Source organism: Bacteroidota bacterium, from assembly GCA_016713925.1.
GTDB lineage: Bacteria > Bacteroidota > Bacteroidia > AKYH767-A > OLB10 > JAJTFW01.
Map to the genome: position 1 here is coordinate 433420 of JADJOH010000008.1, position 25982 is coordinate 459401.

The 25982-nt window shown below is 39.9% G+C and carries 16 protein-coding genes; 12 read left to right on the forward strand and 4 right to left on the reverse strand.

Features of this window, described 5'->3' with window-relative positions:
- The first annotated feature begins 92 nt into the window (after window positions 1–92).
- Together IPJ86_16135 and IPJ86_16140 are read left to right on the forward strand one after the other, a co-directional pair.
- Complete coding sequence (locus IPJ86_16135; GenBank protein MBK7888750.1) at window positions 93–482, forward strand: GIY-YIG nuclease family protein; 390 nt, start codon at window positions 93–95, stop codon at window positions 480–482.
- A 21-nt stretch (window positions 483–503) separates the two neighbouring features.
- The gene (locus IPJ86_16140; GenBank protein MBK7888751.1) at window positions 504–1094 is read left to right on the forward strand and encodes a heme-binding protein; all 591 of its coding nucleotides are present in this window, start codon (window positions 504–506) and stop codon (window positions 1092–1094) included.
- A gap of 294 nt (window positions 1095–1388) precedes the next feature.
- Here the strand turns inward: IPJ86_16140 and IPJ86_16145 are convergent, their stop codons facing one another.
- On the reverse strand, window positions 1389–2303 hold the full coding sequence (locus tag IPJ86_16145; GenBank protein ID MBK7888752.1) for a sterol desaturase family protein: 915 nt from the start codon (window positions 2301–2303) through the stop codon (window positions 1389–1391).
- Between the two features lie 493 nt (window positions 2304–2796).
- A complete protein-coding gene (locus IPJ86_16150; protein MBK7888753.1) occupies window positions 2797–5913 on the reverse strand; it encodes a glycosyl hydrolase in 3117 nt (1038 codons plus the stop codon).
- 84 nt (window positions 5914–5997) lie between these two features.
- Between IPJ86_16150 and IPJ86_16155 the strand changes: the two genes are divergently transcribed.
- The 10 genes from IPJ86_16155 to IPJ86_16200 all read left to right on the forward strand — a co-directional run bounded on the left by IPJ86_16155 (window position 5998) and on the right by IPJ86_16200 (window position 19673).
- On the forward strand, window positions 5998–6159 hold the full coding sequence (locus IPJ86_16155) for a hypothetical protein (GenBank protein ID MBK7888754.1): 162 nt from the start codon (window positions 5998–6000) through the stop codon (window positions 6157–6159).
- Between the two features lie 347 nt (window positions 6160–6506).
- Window positions 6507–6719, forward strand: a complete 213-nt coding sequence (locus IPJ86_16160; protein MBK7888755.1) for a helix-turn-helix transcriptional regulator — start codon at window positions 6507–6509, stop codon at window positions 6717–6719.
- Window positions 6709–7044 carry a HipA N-terminal domain-containing protein gene (locus IPJ86_16165; GenBank protein MBK7888756.1) on the forward strand — a complete coding sequence of 112 codons (336 nt, stop codon included), beginning with the start codon at window positions 6709–6711 and terminating at the stop codon, window positions 7042–7044. The genes IPJ86_16160 and IPJ86_16165 overlap by 11 nt, the downstream gene beginning before the upstream one ends.
- On the forward strand, window positions 7044–7985 hold the full coding sequence (locus IPJ86_16170) for a HipA domain-containing protein (GenBank protein ID MBK7888757.1): 942 nt from the start codon (window positions 7044–7046) through the stop codon (window positions 7983–7985). The genes IPJ86_16165 and IPJ86_16170 overlap by 1 nt, the downstream gene beginning before the upstream one ends.
- A 204-nt stretch (window positions 7986–8189) precedes the next feature.
- Window positions 8190–9113: a sugar kinase gene (locus IPJ86_16175; GenBank protein ID MBK7888758.1), complete on the forward strand. Its 924-nt coding sequence runs from the start codon at window positions 8190–8192 to the stop codon at window positions 9111–9113.
- A 169-nt stretch (window positions 9114–9282) separates the two neighbouring features.
- Window positions 9283–10596 (forward strand): carboxypeptidase-like regulatory domain-containing protein, encoded by a 1314-nt coding sequence (locus IPJ86_16180; GenBank protein MBK7888759.1) that lies wholly within the window; start codon window positions 9283–9285, stop codon window positions 10594–10596.
- A gap of 382 nt (window positions 10597–10978) precedes the next feature.
- A complete protein-coding gene (locus IPJ86_16185; GenBank protein ID MBK7888760.1) occupies window positions 10979–11368 on the forward strand; it encodes a hypothetical protein in 390 nt (129 codons plus the stop codon).
- Window positions 11369–11398: 30 nt separating this feature from the next.
- Window positions 11399–12634: a hypothetical protein gene (locus tag IPJ86_16190; GenBank protein ID MBK7888761.1), complete on the forward strand. Its 1236-nt coding sequence runs from the start codon at window positions 11399–11401 to the stop codon at window positions 12632–12634.
- Window positions 12631–18699 (forward strand): T9SS type A sorting domain-containing protein, encoded by a 6069-nt coding sequence (locus tag IPJ86_16195; GenBank protein MBK7888762.1) that lies wholly within the window; start codon window positions 12631–12633, stop codon window positions 18697–18699. Before IPJ86_16190 ends, IPJ86_16195 begins: the two co-directional genes overlap by 4 nt.
- On the forward strand, window positions 18699–19673 hold the full coding sequence (locus IPJ86_16200; GenBank protein ID MBK7888763.1) for a T9SS type A sorting domain-containing protein: 975 nt from the start codon (window positions 18699–18701) through the stop codon (window positions 19671–19673). The genes IPJ86_16195 and IPJ86_16200 overlap by 1 nt, the downstream gene beginning before the upstream one ends.
- An 810-nt stretch (window positions 19674–20483) precedes the next feature.
- Here IPJ86_16200 and IPJ86_16205 read toward each other — a convergent pair.
- Window positions 20484–21617, reverse strand: a complete 1134-nt coding sequence (locus IPJ86_16205) for an efflux RND transporter periplasmic adaptor subunit (GenBank protein ID MBK7888764.1) — start codon at window positions 21615–21617, stop codon at window positions 20484–20486.
- Between the two features lies 1 nt (window position 21618).
- Window positions 21619–25980, reverse strand: coding sequence for a CusA/CzcA family heavy metal efflux RND transporter (locus IPJ86_16210; GenBank protein MBK7888765.1), 4362 nt, complete (start codon window positions 25978–25980; stop codon window positions 21619–21621).
- Between the last annotated feature and the right edge of the window lie 2 nt (window positions 25981–25982).

The following is a 25982-nucleotide window of genomic DNA, read 5'->3' on the forward strand; positions in this document are numbered from 1 at the left end:
CATGCAGCGTGCTTCGCTCTGCTGCATGGACACTTCAGGGTTTTTTTATGAAAGGTATTGATTTTTCAACCTGCATTTTAATAGGACAATTTATGATTAAACACCCCGGGTATGCAGTGTATGTACTGCTAAGTTTAAAAGATCAGCAATTTTACATTGGGTTCACTTCTGATTTCAAGCGGAGAATGGAGGAGCATGTAGAAGGCAATTCGAAAAGCACTGCTTGTCGAAGGCCATTCATCTGCCTGTTTGTGGAGTATTATCTTAGTAAGAAAGATGTGATGAGACATGAGGAGTATTACAATACTTCAGCAGGTAAAAGTATTTTGCGTTTGATGTTACCAGAAAGTCTTTTGGAACAGAGAAGAAAAATCCACCTGATAATCAAAGTCCACGCAAATAAAAATTTCTCGATTACGTCTTCTGAATATAGATACTCGAAAGATCGAAGTCTGGCGGATGAAGCTTCAAAAACCTTTTAACGGCTGGCGTGTTTATGAAGTATGAGAAAGAAGAAAATGATGATCTATATTTCAATTGTTTTAGTACTCATCGTACTGTTTTGGCAGACCGGCATCAGTAGTGGTACTGAGCAACGTTCCTATGTAGTGGAAAAAGTGTACGACGGCTTTGAAGTCCGCACTTACACTTCCGTTGTAATGGCTTCCGTTGAGCAGAATGGTGAGATGATGGAAACCGGAAACACGTCCTTTCGTACTCTGGCAGGCTATATTTTTGGCGGCAACGTCGGGGGCAAAAAAATAGCTATGACAGCGCCGGTGGTCATGCAGCCCGGAACGGAGGCCTCTACCACACGCATGAGTTTTGTTATGCCCAACGGTTATGACCTTTCTACACTCCCTGCCCCGCAAACATCCTCTATTCGCTTGCATGAAGAAGCCGGTTACCGGATGGCCGTTATCCGATTTGGAGGCTTCGTTTCGAATAAGGATATTAAAGAAAAGGCCGACAAGCTCCGCCAACAGTTGAAAAAAGAAAATATTGCTTTTGTGGATGTCGTAATTTATATGGGATACAATCCGCCTTTTCAACTGATCAACCGCCGCAACGAAGTAGGTTTTATTCTGAAATAATAATCTGCTTCTCTCCACCACGGAGAATAACCTCGACATTGTCTGAATGCCGACCCTCTCTCCATTCAAATGAAGTGGATTCTTCTGCTACTGCCATAAACCCATTAATTTCAGTTAAGCACTAAATTCCGGAATAGTTTCTTACCGGATTCATCAAAACTTTTGGCTCATTTTGATTTATTACTCGTGAATGCTGTAAAGAGGAATGGATGATTATTGATGCTGCTTTCCCCTTCAAATGAAAGCACTAAATCTTTTCAGTATGTGATTCCTGATGTTCAGCACTCGGCAATTTTATTTTCTGAATTTCCTTTTTAGCTGCGCAATATCATTAGGGTCTCCAAACAAATAGAAGAATTTTAATCTCCACGTGGGTGCATTTCTCATGTCATTCCATATGTCTACTACTTCGTGAAAATTGATGTAGACCGGATTTGCTTTATTTTCAATATTAGTGGTCACACCATACAGGACCTGTTCTTCTTCTTTCTGATAGGTGTTGAACAGGCGGTCCCAAAAAATGAATGTAGCCGCGTAATTTTTATTTATATATTTTTCTTGTGAGCCATGGTGTACACGGTGATTGGACGGGGTGGCAAATATATACTCAATAACAGGGTGTAAGCGACCGATGTATTCCGTATGCACCCAGAACTGGAAAAGCACGGCTATCTGATTTGCAACGAAGAAAATAATTGGATGAAACCCGAGTAGGGCAACCGGTATAAAGAATACTAATTTTAAATGTTGTAACCAGCTCAGTCGAAAGGATACACTGAGATTATAATGTTCCCCGGTATGGTGTACGACATGGGTAGCCCACCATATGCGTTGCTGATGGGAGATTCTATGCGCCCAATAGCTGCAAAAATCGAAAATAATATAGCAGGGTAAAAACGACCACCAGCTAAAGTGCATTCTCCAGGGCAGTAAATTATATACCCATATCACAAGAAAAAGCAGACTAAATTTAAGTGCAAATCCAATAGCAACATTCCCGAGTCCGACTAAAACTGAACCAATAGTTTCAGCCTTTTTATAAAGTTCCTTGTTCTGTTTGTATGAAATAAACCATTCCAGCAAAACAAAGAAAAACATGAAAGGTGCTGCCCACAAAATGATTTCAGGCGAATTACTGGAAATATCATTAATTTGAGAATAGAGTATTTTTGGTGCGCCAAACATCGAATTAATATTCAATATAGTCATATGGAAATAATTTGAATCCATTCATTCATTTTAATAAGAGAATTAGCGGATTTTTCAACGGAGCATTCTCTGTCCTCTTTCTTTTCTAAGCCGGGTACTTCCGTGTTTGTAGAAGTGAAATGCACTTTCATAAGCTGTAATATCATTTGCACCCCGTGTCTTTACATGGGCAAACATAGTATAAAAGTTGCACATTCGTGAATAACATAGCTTTTTATAATTCTATTTTTAAGGTTACAAAAGTCGCTCAATACAAGCTGCGATGCCTTACACAATTCCGGAAGGATTTTATATAATTCACGCATTTTCATAAACGATTAAAAAGCAGAGTGCCTTTTTCACATTCCCGATTGCATAAAAATCCGGCGTTAAAATCAATTACCCTATTTCATTGTTAACTGGCATTAAATTTCATTTAAACGAGTAGAATGAATTGCCGCTATCGCTGCACCGCCATTTTCAATTTACGCAGTGTACTTCATCACATCCTTTATCACTCTTTTACAAAGATCACCGGCACCTTGTTGCTTATCATCAGCTCATTAAACCTTTTGACATCCGTGTTCAGCATTTGTTTTAAAAGGTTTAGCTGATGATCGGCTTTCAATGCCAGTTGCTCAAAAACTTCATAGCTCTGTTTGGTCGGCTTCGTGCTGCCGGAGTTGACAATGTCATACACACCCGCCAGTTTATCATTGAGCTGGATGGGATAATTCAGGATGTCCTGATTGGCTTTTAATTTGGTCTGATATAAAGCTTCTTCGATGGCTGTTATTTTTTTATCGATGGTATCTTTTTCTGTACGCAACATTTTCTTTAAAGAAGAATCTTTCCCGGCTTTCTCAACGGATGCATTCAACTGACTGCGTATGCTTCTGATGTTTCCTATTGCTTTATGTACCGCGCTTATTTTATCCCTTATCTTCATAGCAAGATCAAACTGCTCTTTCAGGTCGGCATCGGAGGCGGAAACGTTACCCGGTTTGCGCAACAAGAATGTCTGTAGGATCGAATCATTGCCTACGACCAATTTGACACTGTATTTTCCGGGAGGTGCCAATGGACCTCTCAACCCGTCATTCCACAGGATGATGCCATCCAACTTTTCAGCATCCGGATAGCGCATATCCCAACTCATGGTATTCATGCCGCGCTTTATTTTCAACTTAATGCTGTCTTTATCCGTGTTGGAGTAAAATGATTTGATCAACTTGTTATTTTCATCAAGAAATTCCATGCGTGCCACTGTGTTGCTGTCCGGTTTTTGTTGCAAGTAAAATGTTACCGAAAGTCCCGGTGCAGGGTTTTCTCCGACTTTTTTCTTTTCATTTTTTGAGCTTTGAATACACCAGGTGGTTCGTGGTTGAAAGAGGTGAAACTTTTTATTGGTGATGGATTCGTTCCACTGATGAAGCAGCGAGAGGTCATCCAGCACCCAAAAGCTTCTTCCTTGTGTGGCAGCTATAAGATCATAATCCTTAATTGCAAGATCAGTAATAGGAACCATGGGTAAGTTCAATTGCCATTTCTTCCAACTCTTTCCGGCATCATTGCTTAAGTACATCCCGTATTCCGTACCGCAGTACAAGATTCCTTTCTGATACGGATCTGCACGCAGGCATCGTGTGAAATGATCCGATGCAATTCCAGTGGTGATTTTTGTCCAGGTTGCCCCGTAGTTGTTGGTGTAATAAATGTAAGGCGTATAATCGTCCAGCTTGTATCTTGTTCCAACAGCGTAAAGTCCGCCCTTTGTAAAGGGATCGGGTTCCAGACAATTAAACATCATCCATTCCGGCATACCCTTCGGTGTGACATTGCTCCAGTTTTTTCCGCCATCTCTCGAAACATGCATCAGTCCATCATCACTTCCGCACCACAGCAAATCTTTTTCATAGGGCGATTCACAAGCTGCGAAAATGGTGGCATATGTTTCTACGCCGGTGTTGTCTTTTGTGATGATTCCTCCGCTGGCCTTTTGTTTGGATTTATCATCGCGAGTAAGATCAGGTGAAATTTGTTTCCAGGAAATTCCTTCGTCTTCCGTATAAAATAATACATTGGCTGCAGCATACAATCGTTTCTTCTCATGCGGTGAAAAGAACAGCGGGAAGTTCCACTGAAAACGGTAGCGTGCACTGTCGGCACCCCGGCCAATATTGGCATCGGGCCATACGGAAATATTGTTGTTCTCTCCTGTTTTATGATTCAGCCTGCCGATGAATCCGTCATAATTTCCTCCGTAAACAATATCATCATTCAACGGATCAGCAACAATATGTCCGCTTTCAAACCCTGCTGTAGGCTCCCAGTCTTCCTGTGTAATACTTCCTGAGGTAAAGGAGCGATGGTTGATTCGCAGACTTGAATTGTCCTGCTGTGCACCGTAAATGCGGTAAGGAAAATGATTGTCAGTACTCACCCTATAAAACTGTGCAGTGGGCTGATTATAATACGTACTCCAGTTCTCACCACCATCAAAGGTGATCTGTGCGCCGCCATCGTCAGCAACAATCATGCGTTTGTTATTGTCAGGGTCGATCCATAAGTCGTGATGATCACCGTGCGGTGTGTTTATAGACTTGAAAGTTTTACCACCATCACCGGAGCGATGAAAGGCAACATTTAAAACATATACTGCATTCTCATCCTTCGTATCGGCATACACACGGCTGAAGTACCAGGCCCGCTGACGAATCTTACGTTCATCGTTGACTCTGGTCCAGGTGACTCCCGCATCATCACTTCGCATCAATCCGCCATCCGCTGCTTCCACCATGGCAAATAATCTGTCCGTGTTTACAGGGGAGACGCTTACGGTGATTATTCCCAGCGGACCTTTGGGCATCCCTTCATTTTGGGTGATGTCCGACCATGTTACACCGCCGTCCGTAGTTTTCCAGAGGGTAGAACCCTTGCCTCCGCTTTCCAGTGAATAGGGAGTGCGTTTCACATTCCAGAAAGAGGCATAGAGTACAGAAGGATTTACGGGATCCATGACAAGATCAGATGCCGCAACAGAATCATTTAAAAATAAAATTCGTTTCCATGAGTTACCGCCATCCGTTGTTTTATAGATGCCGCGTTCATTATTTTTTCCGAACAAATGACCAAAAGCACATACATAGACCACATCGGGATTTTTCGGATGGATGCGAATGCGAACAATATGACGCGAATCAGTAAGACCCATATTCTTCCACGTATTCCCTCCATCAACAGATTTCCAGATACCATGCCCTTCACTCACATTTCCTCTCATGGTTTGCTCTCCCTCTCCTACCCAAATAATATCGCGATCCGAGTTTGCAACGGATACGGCACCAATACTACCGCCAAAGTATTTATCAGAAATGTTACTCCAGTTGCTGCCGCCATCGGTTGTCTTAAAGACGCCGCCGCCTGTTGCCCCGAAGTAAAAGGTATTGGTTTCCTTCCATACGCCGGCCACCGCACCACTTCTGCCTCCTCTGGCCGGACCGATACACCGCCACTTGTAGGAGGAGCTGAGCATAGAATCAGCAGGACTTGCTTTTACGGGATCAGCTTTTCTTTGTGCATAAAGAGAGATGTTTCCAATTAATAATAGTGTAAGAAGAATTTTGTTCATGTGTGATTTTAATAACGGCGGTAAGATATTGAAAATTTATATTCATCACTTTTTTCTGCTGCCAACATAGATGCTTTTGAATAGGTGATCCTGAATATCAACGGTACCGCAGTGGTGCCTTTTCCCAATTCGCTGTACGGCAATGCCTACTATGTTTGTGTGAAATCCCGCAACGTTATAGAGACCTGGAGCAAACTTCCGGTCACGATGACGAATACGACGAATGTTGATTTTACGATTCCGTAACTAACGGTTGGGCAGTAGAGAAATACTTGCCTGCACCGGAATAATTAATCTGTAATACCCTGAAGCGTCAATGAAGTAGAGCGAAGTACACTTCATGGATGGCCTTAGAGCATTTTGCAGATATTTTTTAAAACACCATCCATGCTTAGGAGCATTATTTCAAATTTTTATAGACCCCCTATTATAGTAGTAGTTGTTTTTATTTTATACCCAAAGGGGTATTATTTTTTCATAAGTCGCAATATTTATACCCGAAAAGGTATAAATATTCCCTTTTTTATATATTTATACCTTTTCGGGTATAAATATATAAATTTTTGTATATTTATACCCGAAAAGGTATAAAAATGAGGCTAAATGAATTTGTAAAGTTGAAAAGACATTCAGTTCACTTGACACAACCGGAGTTAGCGGAAAAGGCCGGCATCGGCTTACGCTTTATTCGTGAATTGGAACAAGGTAAAGAATCCTTAAAACTCGATAAAGTAAATAAAGTACTGAATTTATTCGGTTTTGAAGTGGGCGCAGTTGAATTAAAGAACCGGGAAAATGATCGTTAAAAAGGCTGAAATAAGATACAATAAAAGCAAAGCAGGTATTTTAATTCAGGATGAGAATGGATATCATTTTACCTATGATGAAGCTTATTTAAAATCTTCATCCGCAGAGCCGGTAAGTTTAACTTTACCGTTAAGAAAAGATAAATATAGTGCTCAGGTATTATTTCCATTCTTTGATGGCTTAATTCCTGAAGGATGGCTATTGGACATTGCAGAAAAAAACTGGAAGCTTAATCCCCGTGATCGAATGGGGCTTTTACTGGCATGCTGCAAAGATTGCATAGGAGCTGTTAGCGTTCATCCTCATAACGATTCCATCGGATGATGAGAAGATGTTTGTATTGTTATAAACCTCTGGCAGAAACCGACAACGACTTTCATGCAGCGTGCAGCAAGAAAATGTTTGGCGATACCAGGACTCCACTTCTACCGTACACAGAAAATGACCTGGAGAAAATGGCTGAAGAGGTCATTAGAAGTCATACCTCGGTCACCGGGGTTCAGCCCAAATTATCACTGCATTTAACATCCGGAAAAGATACGGATTCTACTAAACGTTTTACAATAGCCGGCCTTTGGGGAGGATTTATTCTTAAGCCGCCTACACCACATTATCCTCAATTACCGGAGGTGGAGGATTTAACGATGCATTTGGCGGAAGTTGTAAAAATAAAAACTGTACCCCATAGTTTAATCAGACTTCAGTCCGGAAATCTGGCCTATGTGACGAAGAGAATTGACAGGATAAATAAAACAAAGTTGCATATGGAAGACATGTGTCAACTTACAGAACGGCTCACAGAAAATAAATACCAGGGAAGTTATGAGCAGATAGCAAAAGCGATTCAAAAGTATTCATCCCACCCGGGACTTGATGTGGTGAATTTTTTTGAAAGCGTTGTATTTTCCTTCATCACCGGCAATGCAGATATGCACTTAAAGAATTTTTCGCTCATTCGATTACCCAATGTTGGAGTTGTTTTATCGCCTGCATATGACTTAGTATCTACAACTATGGTGAACCCGGCGGATAAAGAAGAAACCGCTTTAAACCTGAATGGTAAAAAGCATAAAATAAAGAAATCTGATTTTATCAATGCTTTCACAGCATTAAAACTGGAGAAAAAGCAACAATTAAATATTTTGAATAAAATGCTGAGCGCAGAACAAGCCTGGATGGATCTTATTAAGATGAGTTTTATCTCCGAAGAATTTAAAGAGAAATACATTCATCTCATTAAAAATCGACTGGAAATACTCCAATAAATTGTTTATGCCAGCTAACCTATAGTATTGGAAAGTGTTTATAATCTAAAGGATGGGATAGAATTTAATAAAAAGCGGACATTCCGGCTTAAAATTTCTTTTTATTCACAAATCCTGTAAACATTCTCCAATTTTAGCTTGCAGATATGCCGTTCCTGAGTAATTTCGCAGGCGGCAAAAAGCCCTAAAGTTAAACCTCCTCTCATGAGTCTCCTCGTAATCGGTACCGTCGCCTTCGACGCCATTGAAACTCCCTTCGGTAAAACAGATAAAATCATCGGCGGGGCTGCGACCTATGCTTCTATGTCCGCATCGTTCTTTAAGAAGAATATCAATCTCGTTTCTGTGGTGGGAGAAGATTTTCCGGAAGAAGCCATTGCGATGATGCAAAACCGTGGTATCGATACACGTGGTCTTCAGATTAAAAAAGGTGAAAAAACTTTTTTCTGGGCGGGGAAATACCACGAGGATATGAATTCGCGTGATACACTCGATACGCAACTGAATGTACTCAGCACTTTTGACCCGATTATTCCGGATGAATACCAGGATTGTGAATTCCTGATGCTCGGTAATCTGATGCCAAGTGTTCAGATGTCGGTTTTGCAACGGTTGAAGAAACGTCCGAAGCTGGTGGTCATGGATACCATGAATTTCTGGATGGAAATCGCTTTGAATGATTTGCTGAAGATGATCTCTATGGTGGATGTCCTTACGATTAATGATGCGGAAGCGCGTCAGTTGACCGGTGAATACTCGCTGGTTAAAGCGGCGCGGAAAGTCCTTACCATGGGTCCGAAATATTTGATTATTAAAAAGGGAGAACATGGTGCATTGTTGTTCCACGGAAATAATGTGTTTTACGCACCTGCCTTGCCGTTAGAAGATGTTTTCGATCCGACGGGCGCGGGAGATACTTTTGCGGGCGGATTCATTGGTCATCTCCATAGCTCCGGCGATATTTCTTTTGAAGCGATGAAGCGGGGTGTCATTTATGGCTCCGCGATGGCTTCTTTTTGTGTGGAGAAATTCGGGCTCGAAAGAATCGTCGGTCTCACCGATAGCGAAGTGGATGAGCGGGTACAGCAATTTATCGACCTCGTGCAGTTTGATATTACCTTGGTGTAAGCCATTGTTTAGAGTCGATGGAGAATTCTTGCAGAAGGCGAGAATCATATTGATTCACCTTCATGTTTCTGTTATTCAAATGGGGTTGATAGGGCTGGTCTAATCGTCATAAAGATTCAGAAGTAAAATTTATTGCTTATTTTTAGCAGGAAGAATAGCTCTAACAACAATGATGTCGAATAAATGTAAATTAATTTCGCTCCTGCAAGCCGGTATTTTTTTCCTGATTTTGGGAGGAAATTATCTTCTTGTCGCACAACAAGGAAAGGTGTTGAGCGGAACCGTTTCTGATGCTTCTAATAAGGAGCCGATTCCCTTTGCAACCGTGACATTAAAGAAAAGTCTGGTGGGCACTACTACCAATGCCTCCGGCGAATTTGAATTGCATATTCCTGATTCTAGTGGGGTGGATTCGGTGTTGATTACATTTCTTGGTTATTCCTTTACATCCTTTTCGCTGGACGCCGTTCAATCGCCCTTGCAAGTTTCTCTAACGCCAACTTCTATCGACCTGAAAGAAGTCCTTATTCGTCCGTTGCCGCCTACCTATTATATCAAGCTGGCAATGCAATCGCGTAAGGCAAATTATCCCGTCGATCCCTTTGAATCCACCGCCTACTATAGAGAAATTATTCAGGAGAATGGTAGTTTCCTGCGTTCGCATGAAGGTGTATTTAAAACGTATTATCCCGCCTTTCAGGATAGCGTTAAGAATCAAAATCAATTGATGCTCTTTCGGAAAGCAAATGATTTGACAGAATTGGCTTTTATGAAGAAGGAGCGTTTAAAGGACGAAGCAAAAGATAAAAGGAGAGAAGAGAAAGCAGTGAAAAAAGGGAAGGCAGTGAAAAAGGAAAGTTCGAAGGAGGATAAAGACAGTCTAAAGGTCGGTGAAGTATTTGGAGGACCGGAGAATTTGCTGAAGATGGCTGATATTTTTAAGGACCCGGATAATTTTCTCGACAGCAATGAATTTAAAAACTATACCTATGCATTTGCCAAATCATCCAGCTATAACAATGCGGCCCTGATGGTTATTCAGTATAAATCGAAAGGCAAGGTGGATCGTGTTCGTGAAGAAGGATTCATCTATCTCGATATCGCCAGCAATGCCATTGTAAAAATCGAATCGAAAGGCAGCTATTCGATTCCAACGTTGGTCCGCCCTGTGTTATTTGTGATGGGAATAGGAGTTGAAAATCCAACATTTAAAAGTTCCATCAGTTTTCAGCAGGTCAATGATAGATGGTATCCCAATGCCATGCAATTTAACATGAACATTCAGGTGGAGAAGAAAAGAATGTTTTCAAAGAATGATAATTCCAGTTTTGATATCGAGGGCGTATTGGCGATAAACAAATTGAAAACGTCTAACTCAACACCTGTCGAAACCGCAAAGCGTTATACCACGAAGAAGCGTCCCGAGCAGCAGGTTTTTAATGATCTGAAGTTGAACTGGTCGGAGATTAATGTGATTAAGTGAGGCGGTAAAGTATTATTAAAAGGACTACAGTAATTGTTTTTCTTCATTTAGGAAAGGGTTAATTTTTTTTGCATTTCACAAACGTATGATAATGAGCACTATATTGAATTACTGTTAATTCGAAATATTTTTAGCAATTCAACGAATCTTTTTATACTTTTGGTTTATCAAAGTTTATATTCGTCCTTCCGGTTTGAGAATTTGAGTCAATTATTTAAGGAGTTTTAGTAGATTATTTTGAATGAATTTCTATCGATTATTTCACAAGGTAGAAGTTGTGGTGAAGTTTATTTGAAGAAGCAGTAAAGTTATTTTAGTCGATTACGATTACAACGAATACTATTTAGTCTTATTTTAAAAACCAACCTAATCTTTTATACCCATGAAAAAGTTCGCTTCCCTATTCCTATTGGTACTAAGTTTTACCATTAGCTATGGTCAATCCATTACCGACATTGCATTTAAAACGGACACAACTTCTACACCGGAAGTTGTATCGTGTAAATTCATCATTCATTTATCAGACTCCACGCAAATCGATGAGATTGATATTGATCTTGGGGCCATGGAAGGTTCCTCTGATTTGATTGATTATAACTTCGACTTTGATGTTTCTTCCGGTCTTCCTACCGGTTTTTCCTATGTCAGAAGTGGCAATTCTGTCAATGTAGAAACCGGAACCATCGCTGAATACCCTACTTATTTTGGAAGGGTCAGACTGAAAAAGTCTAATGGACAGTTTACTGATTATTTCTCCTTTACCTCCAACTAAATTTAAATTTTAATGTAAACTCTTACTTCCATGAAAAAACTCATCGGTTTAACGTTGATGTGCCTGTTGGTACATGCTATTTCATTTGCCGGCAATTATACCTGGACCGGCACCATTAATTCTTCCTGGGATAGTACCGGGAATTGGAATCCTGCTGGCGTACCAACATCAAATGATACGATCAATATCAATTCAACTACAAATTCACTTGCGCTGGATGGAAATCGAACTGTTCGAAGAATTGTTATGAATTCTGATACTTTGGACCTGGGGGGTGATACTCTTACGATAACCGTATCTGCCGGAATGAATGGAGGGTCCATTAACAATGGCGTTTATAATGCTAATTGCAGCGGACTTTTAAATTTTGCCGGCACCACCTTTGGAGCGGTAGTGGTAGCAAAGGGACAGATTAAATTAAACGGCTGTATATTTAACACTACAGCTTCGTTTGAACATATTGGCTCCGCAGCTGGTGTAGGAACAGGAGGTAATACATTTAATGGTGTTACCACTTTGAAAAACACAGGAACTACGACCTTACGTTTAGGTGGGACCAATTCAGATACATTTAATGATGATGTATATATAATTAATTCATCAGCCATGGTTGGGTCCGGAAGTTTACAACTTTCATACGGAGCGACGAGTTATTTTAATGGAAATCTCATAGTTAGTTCTACTACTGTTTTTGGTATAAGTTTTAGCGGAGCGGGATCAGGTAGTTCTGTTCTTGATACCGGAAAGACAATTACAATAGGCAGTGCCGGCTTTGGAGGAACGTTACTTTTAAGAAATTTTACTCAGTTACACAGTACCGCTCAAAGTATGACTTTATCAGGTGCTCTTAATTTGGTGAATTCAACATTTAATGGTCCTCTAACTTGTACCTCTGGTAACATTTTATTATCCGGAAATAATTTCCATGGCGCAACCAGTTTTACCAAAACTGGTCCTTCATCTGATTATTCTGCTGGCGGAAATCATTTTTTTCAAAGTGTAACAGTCAGTAATAATACCACCAATTCGGCTATTGTCCGTTTTGCAGCAACTTCCGGTGATATTTACTATAACGATGTTGCTCTTAATACCAATACAGGGTTTATTCAATTGGCATATTCAGACACCAATGAATTCAAAGGGGACTTAACCATTAATAGTTCAAAAGTAACGTTCAATAACGGTAATGGCATATTACAATGTACAGGCGGGAATGCACAGGAGTTTGGAGGGATGCTCCCTTTGTGGTTGGAAAGCTATGGATGAATAAGTCCACAAGTACCCTTACCTTGCAAAAAGCGGTGACAATTGACAGTTTATTGACATTAACATCCGGCATTGTATACGCGGATTCAACAAATTTGTTAACTTTAAAAGCTGGTGGAGCAACTTCCGGAGCAAGTGATTTAAGTTTTATTGATGGACCGATGAAGAAAATTGGAAATACGGCTTTTGTTTTTCCTATCGGAAATTCGAGTTATCATTCACCAATCAAAATAGGAAATTCTTCAAGCGCCACCAATGCATTTTATGCACGTAATTATCATTTAGAACCCGCATATTCAGAGTTTTCTGATTCATCAATTGATTTTGTGAATCCATGCGAATTCTGGGAGCTAAAACAAATTATTGGAAGTGATTCTATTAGCCTTGGAATAGCACATGATTCCTCAAGATGTTTATATTCTTATTCGGGAAATTCAACTGTTTTAAGAGAGCTTAATAATAATTGGGTAGATATTGGGAATAGTCTTGATAGTCTGGGATTTCTAAATTCCATTTACAAACAAACAGGAAGTATTATTATTACTAGTGGATTGAAAAGTTTATTTAAAAATAGGATTAGTTTATTGGACAATTATGCAGTGATTGGCAAAAATTCAGTCCAATCTGATAGAGATATTAGAATAGATGGGAATATTTGTTCGGTTGGAAGTATTTCCAACGTTATTCTTTCTAGTGATTCTGTTTTTTCAATTGGAGATTGCGCCCTTACTGTATCATGCTCTGATAGTTTAATTGAAATGATTAGAAATTTTAAAGGCAAGAATTTAAATGCCTTAATAAATGGAAATAGTTTTACTCATGGTATTTATTATTCAAGCACATCAATCCATTTGGATTCAACAGTACATTTAATTGGCGATTCAAATTCAAAATTTATTTTTATTGCCAATGATTCTATCATTTTTGGTGGAATGGCATCAATTAATTTTGGAAATGTAAAGCCATACAATGTTGTATGGGTAAGCAATTTGGGTACCAGAATTTCGACACCTGTATATTTATCAGGACTTTTCTTCAGTAAGGAGTCGATAATAATTGAAGACCGAGCTAATTATTTCATAAGTACATATTCTAGTAATTCAGTTATTTTTAAGGGTGTTAGTTCATTGAGGTATGATTCTTATTTTTATGACTTAAATATTACTTCTCCAATAAAATTTAAAGAGGCAATTAACAATACTTCTGCTACTAATTTACCAATTTGTCCGAACATAATTAATGACGGCTTTACCAGTGGCTCATATTCAGCTTCTGCCGGTCAAAGAGTAGTTGTTTCAGAAAATGGTGATACATACGTTGCGGGTTATTACAGGGGTGTTTTAACTTTTGGCAATACAACTATTTCAAATCTAAACCAAGGTCTTTTAAATCAAGGAACTTTTGTTGCAAAGTACGATGATTGCGGAAATCTGATATGGGTTACAGGTCCGACTGGCTTTTACTCTGGAGGCCCCACAGGTATTACGATTGATGAAAACCGGGGGATTCTTTATGTCTTAGGTCAATATATTGGTGCAAATACTGGAAGTAACATGAATTTTGGTTCATGTGCGACATGTTCCATCATAGGAAATGATATCAATGGAGTATATCTTGTAGCGTATGATATTGCAAGTGGTAACGCTTTATGGGCTAAGACTATAAATGCAACATATGGAGCGAATTCGTACAATGCAGTCGTCGATCATTCAGGAAATTTAAATATTAATTTTGCTTGGTTTCTAAACGGAGGTTCAAATGGTGCAATTGGTACTGTAGACGGATCATCAATTCCCCCTCCATTAAACCCGCTTAGTGCATCCCATCACATAGCTCAATTCGATCCAAATGGAACACTTAGCTGGATTAATCTAATTGATGGAAATTTATTTCTGAATAGAAATAATCCTCGCCAAGGTTTAGCTGTTGACAATCAAAATAATATTTATGTAGCAGGAATCTTTGGTGATTTTTTAAACGCAGGACCTGTTAATTTAACTACTACTTCACAATATGACATTGACTTGTTCTTTTATAGTTGTGGACAAAATGGAAGTTTTAGATGGGTAAACCAGATAGGAAGTCAAAGTGTGCCAAATTTTGGATATGAACTAGAAGGGACCAATCATCTGATTGTTGACAATGAAAATAATGTTTTGTTATACACCAGCTTGCTAACAAATGCCTTTATCCCAAATTCACCCCTCTCATTGCAAGGGGTTACTTTAACGAATTCCGGTTTGTTGGATTCTTATTTATTAAAATTCGATATTAATGGTAATCTTATCTATAATACCGGTCAGGCTTGGATAACAAATTTTTTTGATTCAGGACCGAATGATAGAGTAACTATTGGGAGATTTGTGCAAGACCAGGGGCAAAATGATTATTATACTTTACTAGGCTATAAACTGGCCGGTAACTTAGTTTCAGTTAATGATTGCATAGGTTGCCTTACCTCCACCAATACAGCTCAAAGTACTAGCCCTTTTCTCACTAGAATTGATAAGTCTGGTGTTTTAAGTTTAGCTACAACTTTAGGTAATAACAACGGCGCATCGTGGAATGATTTAGGCACCTCAATGGGAGGATATTATAAAGTTACAGGTGGATTTGTCGGGAACATGACTTATTTGAATACGAGTTTGACTTCTTCATTACCTACTAATCAAAATATGAGTTTAATTGTAAATCAAATTCCGGTTATTAATACTTCGAACAATTCAAACGCACAGTGTGTGGATTTTCCCATTACTCTAAGCACTAATCCCGGAGTTAGCTATTTGTGGTCAACAGGAGAAACGTCGTCCACCATAGTTGCAGAAAATTCTGGCACATATTCAGTCACCATAACACAATATTGTGGATGCACGTCAACTGCCTCAATAGTATTACATGGAATTTATGTTGAACCTTTAGTTACACAACAAATTAGTTGCATAAATTCTACAGGCGCAGCACAAATTAATATTATAAATGGTACAGGGCCATTTACTTATCTTTGGAATCCCGGAGGAATAACCACTAATTCAATAAATAATTTATCTACCGGAACATATTTTTGTACGGTTACAGATGTAAGTGGATGTAGCGTCACAACATCAATTAATATTGGTAATTATATTAATGGAGTGCCGATAACTTTGAAGGGTGATATTTATGAATGCAGCTCGGATGACATTTATAGTGTAGTGAATCCGATTCCCGGGGTTCCATATAGCTATGAAATAATTGATAATAACGGCAGTACTGTGAGTAACACTGGTAGTTCGGTAACTATTCCGCAAGGTTCAGTCGCATTACCATTTACAGTAACATTCTATTCTTATGCTGGGACCCAATGTGAAAAAAGTGCTAGTCTTGATGTTTATCCCTGTTGTTATGGAAGCATAAATGCAGATGAGCCGGGATCAACTTTAACTTTTACTGACATTAAAGCAAGCGACCTGCTCACACTTCCAAATTTATCATTATATTTTACAGGGGGAAATACTCTAACTTTAAATCAAACCACAAGTCTTACTGATGCGATTGCAATTAATGGTACATTTACTGTTGACATGGATTTTAATTTTGCAAGTTGCCATATTTTAATGGGGCCAAATTCTAAAATTGTAGTCGAGAGCCCTTATCTACTGACCTGTGTAAACAGAGTGTACTTTCACTCTTGTGGTAGTTACATGTGGAAGGGAATTCATCTGGAATCAGGAGGTGCAAACATGAAAGGAATTGATTGGTATATTGAAGATGCAAAAACCGCGCTTTTTGTAGGCACTGGCTCTAATTATTTGTTTCAAGACACTTATTTTAATAAAAACTGGGTGGCTATTGATTTGGAAGCAGATATGGATAAAATATCAAACCTAACAAGTTGTACGATTGAATGTGTTGATCAATTATTTTCACCCGGCACATTTTATCTAAACCCAACACCAATTCCCTCTACAATCCAATTGCCTCCACATGTGAATCAACGCAGCTTTATTGGAATTGATGTAAAGGATGTTGTGGATGATATTAATTCTGCAACGACTTATGTGGGACTTCAAATAGGTGCGGAATCTTGGCCAAATAATATTGGTGGGAATAATCCCTATCTTGGTTGCAATCCTTGCAGCTCAAATACTTTTTATCATCTCGATATTGCTATTCGAGGTGTTAATTCTGATATGCTAATAATCAACAATAATTTTAAAGGGATAGACAATGCAAGTAATCCTGTAGCTGAAGGTACACATTTGCATTTACAACCCGGGACTGCTATTTTATCAAACCATTCTAATAGACCAGAACCCAATAAGCTTTATATTGGAACGGATAATAATGGAGCATTTAATACGCTATATAAAAATACATTTGAAGATGGGAAACGAGGCGTTTTATTACTAAATAATGTTAATGGTATAATAAAATTTAATACTTTTACAGGAATGACAGGCTCCGGCGTTCAACTTCGAAGTGGAATCAATCAAGACCTGGAAATCTTGAATAATACTTTTATTGATTGCTCGCGAGGGGTGTTTTTGCGTAATGCCTCCAATTTGAATGGAAGTACAGAACTAATAAAAGTGGAAAGTAATATATTTGACTATTCATGGTCTTCAAACCTGGGCGTATTGCCCGGGACTTCATTACCTATGTTTGCTTTAGTGACAGCGGGATCAGCTAAACCAATAAATCTATTGATTAAGAATAACAACATACAAAGAGCCAAAACAGGAATATCTCTTAATAACTATGGCAGTAAGTTATTTTATCTCGAAGTTAGTAATAATACAATTGGCTTAGATAATGACATAAACAAAAGTCTATATGGAATAAGGTCAGTAAATTGCAGGTATGTTCAAATAAAACAAAATGGTATTGGCAAATTAGGAACAAGCACCGGACTTACCCCAATAGGTATTAGTTTAGAAAGTGCTTTAAAAAATCAATTATATGAAAATACACTTTACAGAATGGGCTCCGGCATTGGAGCATTTAATTCCGTAATGCCTAGTACGTTACAATGCAATTATATGGATGATAACGAAACCGGTGTTTATTTTCAAAATAGTAATTTAGGGGTACAAGGTAGTGCGAATTTGCCAAGCGATAATCAGTTTGTAAGTTCAAACTTTAGCGATATACAAGCAAACAATTCATCTCAGGTACAAAATACTTGGTGGACAAGGTCAACAGTTTTACCTTGGGCGAGTTCGAATCAAATCCCTACTTTCCCTTCCAATCCAATTAATTTTAATTTAGTTTCGATATCCCCTATTCCTGCAGAAAATTGTGATAATCCTTGTATGGGTCCCGGTTGTGATCAAAATCGTTTATTGTTTATTGTTGAGAATGACTCTGATTTTCAGCAACTTAGTGCAGAGGCTCAATACTTGGCAAAGCTCAATGCCTTTCGAATTATTCAGGAGGATACAAGCATTTTCAATATGAATTTGCCCTCCGATTCTCTCTACAAAATTTTTTATGATAGCATGATTCAGGTTAATGCTGGCTACATTCAGTACGTAGAGCACTCAATTCAGGAATTAGACACAGCCGAAGCAAGAAATTACAATGAGTTTATTACTCCTGACAATGAAATTGAATATTATTTGAAAATTGTAACTCAAATTTATTTGGATACATGGGCTCGTGGAAATTTTGATCTGGATTCTACAACTACTGAAATCCTAATGGAAGTATCTCATTTGTCGCCTGAATATTTTGGCGAAGCCGTTTATCTTGCTCGAGCCTTATTGGATGAATATTTAGATGATTATCCTTATGAGGAAGGTTCAAATAGGATGTCATTAAGCAAACATAAAAAAGATGCAGGATTTTTCATTTTTCCTAATCCAAGTATAAGTGGAATTTTTACGATATTGAATAATGGTGAGGTATTAAGAAATTGTACATTGACAGTTTATTCAATGGAAGGACGATTAATTCATTCACAGTTAATTTCGAATTATGACAAATGGCTTCAAGTAGATTTATCAAGTCAAAAGGCGGGAACATTCTTTGTTAAGATCATCTCAGGGGAGAACATAATGATTAATTCAATAATTAAATTGGAGTAATGAAAAAGGTCATTTGGTATATCTTCCTGATGGTCGTTCCAATTAATGTGTCGGCTCAACTTAATCTTGTTCCTAATCCTGGTTTTGAGAATTATTCATCATGTCCTCATTTTCCTCCTGATGGTAGTATAGTTAATGCAGTTCCATGGTTTCAACCTTGGACATCTTTAAATTCATCTGATTTTTTTCATACTTGTGATACAGTTGATCAAATGGTTTCTGTCCCTATTAATTTTGGAGGATACCAATGGCCACATTCAGGATATGGTTATGCTGGAATATTATGTTATTTTTCCTCAAATCCTAATCCACCTATAAATAGTCGAGAATATTTGGAGGTTGAATTGTTAGATACATTAATGGCAGGATTAGTGTATAATGTATCATTCTATGTTAATCTTGGTGATACATCACAATATGCATGTAATAATATTGGTGTTCATTTTTCAGATTCGATTATTTTATTTAACCCATTTACATCTCCACTTCTTTTGCAAGTTCCATTTCATGTTTATACTCAAACTATTATTTCCGATTCAGTAATATGGTATTTGATTTCAGGAAACTATACTGCAAATGGTGGAGAAAAGTTTATGGTAGTTGGAAACTTTAAACCTGATACAGCAACTTCAATTCAACTGACGGGTTTTGGAACAAAGCCTGCTGCATATTATTATTTCGATGATTTCAATGTTAGCCTTGACAGTTCTACATCAGTGGAGGAATTGAATATAAGGGATGTTATTATTTCACCCAATCCATCATCGGATGTATTTACAATTTCAACTGCACAAGGGCTTCCACTTATTGGAAATTTTACAATTAGTAATTTGCAAGGGCAGCAAATTGTGAGTGCAGTAATTCACAGTGAGAAACAATTCACAATAGATTTAAATAATTATGCTAAAGGTGTATATCTATTAAAAATGCAAATGGGAGAAGGTGTTTTAATACGGAAGTTGGTGAAGATGTAAATAAGTATGGATACATTAACAAATATTAAATTGGCTGGCGTTTATTTTCAATTTTTAAGTTGAGGTATGCGAGGCTATCCTAATTTGGCCTCCGATACAATCTTTATAAGTTTTATGATAGCAAGTTGCTTGTTAATGTCGGCTACATTCCTTACGCTCTTGCTCGTAGCCCGCAAGGTGGTCTTGCAGGTAAATGGTATCTTTATTCTAATGGAGCGATGTTCTGAGTGGGTTCAATCATTGTTAAAGCTAGCTCTTCATCAGGCATTTGAAGAAGCTGTTCATAACTGATTGCTAACAATGTTATTTTCTCTAGGTAACCCGCGATTGTCTTCCGAATTATGCCAAGTGATTTGCTGATCATCCAGCTGGAAGGCCGTTTTTTAAGTGATGAGTAATAAGTAGTAGTTGTTGCATGGCAATAGTTTTTGCGGCCATTAGTGATTTTTGTTACAAATATCCAAGACCTTTTAAACCGTACCTTTTAAACAACTCAAAGTGGTAGTTATCCGTCGGAATAGCTCAGTTAAGATGGCGCCCTGTTGCCGGAATGGCGCAAAGAGCAACTGGTCCCCTATGCATCGGAATGGCATCAATAGTGTGGTACCCATTGTGACGGAGTGGCACAACCAATAGGTGGTACACTATGCACTGGTGTAGTCAGTATTGCTTTAACCACAATAGATTCATACCGTACCAATTATTATGGCCAATATGTTCTTGTGGTTGAGAAAAAGGCCGGAAATTATATGGAATGCTTAAATTAAAATTCCGGTATTTTATGGTTACTCAGAAAATTGCTGTCAGGCTTTATTCCTCCTCCTTATTCATCAATTGCATGAGCAATGTGTATGCTTGCTCTGTGACAATATTTTCCGGCAGGCTTGCTTTTTCATCAATAGGAAGAATTTCAATATATCCTCCGTCTTTTATCCCCGTGCGAACCGGTACCATGCTGTATTTTCCTGCAGCTTCTTGTTGAAAGATGTAATTTTTATCCTGATAACTGACAACAGCCCCTTCCGGAACAACATCTGTTTCTTTTTCTTTGATCTGTATTTCCGCGTTCATGAACATGCCCGGTAAAAGGTTTTTGTCATAGGCTTCAAAGTGGCAATGTACTTCTACGCTCCTGTGCTCATCCAGCTCCTTGCCGATCAAAATTATTTCACAGGGGAATTTCTTTCCCGGATCAGAGTTGGTCCATGTCATGACCTTTTGTCCGATGGAAACATATTGAATGTCCTTTTCGAAAACAGTCATGTTGAGATGTATGTCTTTGGGATCAACCAGCTCAAACAGGACATCCGACGGATTCACAAATGCGCCTACATTCACTTTCACCACGGCGACATAGCCATCAATGGGAGAGCGTATGGCGACGCTGCGGGAGATGTTGTCATCGGTCAGGCCTTCCGGATTGATGCCCGCCAGCTTCAATTGCTCGGAGAGGGAACGGATCAATACCTTGTTGGACTTAAACTCCGCTTCCGCCTCCTGAAAGGATTTATCACTGCTTGTTTTGGTGACATTTAATTCCTGCTGCCTGGAGTATTCCTGCTCCAATTGTCGTCCTTTTATTTTTGCGGTCAAGTAGTCTTGTTGAAGTTGGATGAGTCGAGGGTCTTCCATCACCGCTAACTCTTCTCCTTTACGGAGATGCATACCCGGTAGTAGTTTGGTTGATTTCAGATAACCACCCAAAGGAAAAGTTATGGAAATCATGTTCTGTGGTGGTACATCAATGATGCCATTGACCTGTAAACGCGCGGCCATCTTTCTTTTTTCTATCCGACCGGTTTTTATGCCCGATCGCTGAACTTGTTCGGGAGTAAGCTGAACGGCATTTCCATTTACCGGAGCTGCTGCTTGTTCAGCATTTTCTTTGTTACTCGTGCAGGCGATGGACTGAACAAGTAGTATGAGGAGGATTATTTTTTTCATGTTATTTGCTATTTCCGGTTAATGTATGGATGCGTATAAGCGCATGCCGGTACAAGCGCTCGGTTTCATAATATTGTTGTTGGATGTCAATTGATTTATTCATAAACATAACCCACTGCATATAGTCGATGTCTCCATTCTCGAGCCTCTTTCCGGCATCTTGGGTAATCGTCATTGCACCGGTCAATCCTTTTTCTTTATACCAGCTTAAACTTTCACGATAGGAATTCAATTCACTTAAGGTGGTAGTGTAGAAAATATTTAGTTCTTCTTCCGCCGAGCGTGTATGTTGTATAGCAATGGCCTCTTCAATTTTTCCGGCGTTCACCTTGCTGGCTCTGAAATTCCAGAAGAGCGGGATGCTGAGTCCAACCTGTATGCCATCAAACCGATCATTCCCATCAAAGAATATTTCAGTATCCCCTGACCGTTGCCAGCCTTTGATGGATTGGTTGAAATAGCCAATGCTGATTCCGGGCCAGGCTTGTGATTTCTCCAAAAGCGTTTTTGAATGCGCCAGTTTTTCTTCCTGTTTCATGGCCAGGAGGGAAGGATGTTGTTGAAGTGCGGATGGATCGGGTGTCCCGGGCCATGTAGTCTCGGGATTAAAATCACTAAGGTCGGCAGTTACCGGTGCAGTGGTGTGGAGGAGGATGTTCAATTGCTCGTTCAATTTCTTCAGCTCGGACAATTGATGTTGATAGGCCATTTTCCATTCCCCTTGTATCAGTTCTGCATAGGCCTTGTCGCTTCCGGTACTGCTTCCTTTTTCCAGCATTAACCGGCTCCGGTCTGCATAGACGGAATAGATGCTGTCGGCTGTTTTTAATAAGCGGACCTGTTGTTGGGTAGTATAGATGTCCGTAAAGAGCATCCATATTTTAGCGGTGATCAGTTGTTCTTCTTCTTTTAACTGCCATTGCGCCAGACTAATTCCATCTTTACCTAACTGTGATTTTCGGATATACGTAAACGGTAGTTGGAATTCCTGACTGATGATGTATTTTTGATCGTTGTTTAGGCTGTTCACCTGTCCAAATTCACCACTTACTGTTGTCGCTCCCGGTTCCCAACTGCTTTGCTTCATTTTTTTGAAGTAGTCTATGCGCAATGCTTTTGCGGTGACGGAAGGATTTTTCATGGCTGAATCCAGAGCAGCTTGTATAGAAATTTGCTGTTGTGCATTCGCCTGTATCGCGGGAAGAACAAGAAGGAGAAGAAGGGTCCCTTTGCGAAGATTTCTTTTGTTGATCCAGGTCTGCCTGTGGATATAAAGCAAGGGCACAAGAAATAGCGTGAGGAAGGTAGCAGATAGTAGTCCGCCGATAACCACAGTTGCTAATGGTTTTTGTACCTCTGCACCGGCACCATTGCTCAGCGCCATCGGAAGGAATCCCAGTGACGCAACAGCAGCGGTCATTAACACCGGTCGCAATCGGGTCCTGGTTCCTTTTCTAACAATCTCGAGCGGGTCAAGAAGCCCTTCTGCCCTCAGCTTATTGAATTCGGATAACAATACTATGCCATTTAATACCGCCACACCGAAGAGGGCGATGAAACCAATACCCGCACTAATACTAAAAGGTAAGCCGCGTAGCGAGAGGGCGATAATGCCTCCAATCGCTGACAAAGGAATAGCACTGAAGATGAGCAGGCCCTGGCCCAATGATCCGAAGGCAAAGTACAAGAGCAAAAAGATAAGCCCCAATGCCAAGGGTACGGCTATGCTTAACCGTTGTTTGGCTTCGATCAGATTTTCAAAGGCACCACCGTAAGTAATGTAGTATCCGGGAGGCAATTTAATTTTATCATTGACCTTTGTTTCCAATTCATCCACTATACTCTGTACATCTCTTCCTCTTACATTGAAGCCAACAATAATTCTTCTCTTCGCATCTTCACGCTGTATCTGATTAGGTCCGTCTTTCACTTCTACCTCTGCGACCTGATAAAGCGGTATTTGCAATCCGTTTTTTGTGGGGATGAGTAAGTTGCTTACATCATTCTCATCTTTCCGCAACGCCAGATCTAAGCGAACGACCAGATCAAATCTGCGTTCTCCTTCAAACACCTGACCGCTGATTTGTCCGGCGAAAGCAGCATTGACCACTTTATTGACTTCTTCTACCGGTACTCCATATTGCGCCAAGGCCTGACGGTTGTAGCGAATAACAATCTGTGGCATTCCTGTCATGCTCTCTACATAGAGGTCGCGGGATCCTTCTACTTGCTGCGTCAATTTCCCTAAGATGTTTGCATAACGCGTGAGGGTATCCAAATCTTCTCCAAAAATTTTGCAGACCACATCTTGTCGTGCTCCCGTCATGAGTTCATTGAAACGCATTTGTACCGGATATTGAAATCCTGCCGTGATACCCGGAATTTTCTGAAGTTCGGTACTCATTTTCTCGGTCAACTCATCGAAGGTTTTGGCGGAAGTCCAGTCTTTTTTATCTTTCAAAATCACCATCATATCACTCGCCTCAATGGGCATGGGATCGGTTGGAATTTCTCCGCTACCAATTTTAGTGACGATCTTTTCTACTTCAGGAAATTTCTCTTTCAAAAGTTTTGCCGCTTCTGTAGTCGCTTTAATGGTCATGGTCAGACTGCTTCCTGTCATCACCCGTGTATCTACTGCCAGATCGCCCTCCTCTAACTCCGGAATAAACTCTCCTCCCATATTCATCAGCAAAAGCATACTGACGACAAACGCAACGATGGATCCTCCAATAACAAGCATAGGTTTACGGACAAACTTCTCCAGCCAACGACTGAATAAATGCTCTAATTTCTCCATCATCTTATCAGAGAAATTTTTAGTATGACTGATTTTCTTACTCAGGAATAAGCTGCTCATCATGGGGATATAGGTAAGCGACAGAATAAATGCACCCAACAAAGCGAAAGCTACGGTTTGTGCCATGGGCTTGAACATTTTTCCTTCTATTCCTTCCAACATAAAGATGGGGAGGTATACAATCAGAATAATCACTTGACCGAATACCGCACTATTCATCATTCGGGTAGAAGAAGAAATGACTTCATGATTCATTTCTTCCTGTGTGAGTACTTTTCCTTCACCCAGTTTTCGGCTATGCATCAACCGGTGCATGACGGCTTCCACGATAATCACTGCACCATCCACGATGAGACCGAAGTCAAGCGCTCCTAAACTCATCAGGTTGCCACTCACTCCAAATGCATTCATCAGTATCACTGCAAATAACATCGACAAGGGAATGACCGAGGCCACGATTAAACCGGCACGAATATGTCCGAGGAATAGCACCAATACAAACACAACGATCAATGCTCCTTCCAGCAAATTTTTCTCTACTGTACCAATGGCATTATTCACCATCTTGGTACGATCCAGAAAGGGTTCTATGATGACTCCTTGCGGAAGGCTCTTGCGAATCTGCTCAATACGTCCTTTCACAATATCGATCACTTCGGAAGAGTTGGCCCCTTTCAGCATCATGACGATACCACCAGCTACCTCTCCGTCATCATTGTAGGTCATGGCACCATAACGGTTCGCCTGTCCGAAACGGATTTCAGAAACGTCTTTCATCAAAACCGGTAAACCATTGGGAAGATTTTTAACCGCAATTTGTTCAATGTCCTTCAGTGAATTGACAAGACCTTCAGTTCTTATGAATAATACGGAAGGACCTTTCTCAATGTACGCACCGCCCGTATTGCTGTTGTTGTTCGAGAGTGCTGTGAAAATATCGCTGATGCTGAGTCCATAGGATTTCAGTTTCCGGGCATCCACTGCAATCTCATATTGTTTCAGTTTGCCGCCAAAGCTGCTGATATCAGCGATACCTTTTACTCCTAGAAGTTGCCGTCGTACAATCCAGTCCTGAATGGTACGTAGCTCCATCGCGTTGTATTGCTGCTCATATCCGGGAGCGGGGCGCAATACATACTGATAGATCTCTCCGAGTCCTGTCGTTACAGGTGCCATTTCCGGTGTTCCTAAACCCGGAGGTATCAGGCTTTGCACTTGTAACAGTCTTTCGCTTACCTGCTGCCGGGCCCAGTACACATCCGTTTCATCGGTGAACACCAGGGTGACCAGAGAAAGTCCGAAACGAGAGAAACTCCTGATTTCTTTCAGCCCCGGAATATTGCTATTGCCCTGTTCAATGGGATAGGTGATGAGACGTTCCACATCCGGAGCGCCCAAAGCGGGTGAGACGGTTATTACCTGCACCTGATTATCGGTAATGTCAGGAACAGCATCAATGGGCAGTTTTTGAAGGTCGTATAATCCAAACAGGACCAACGCTACCGTCAGCAAACCGACCACCAACTTATTCTTTATTGAGAATTTGATGATTGCATTTAACATAA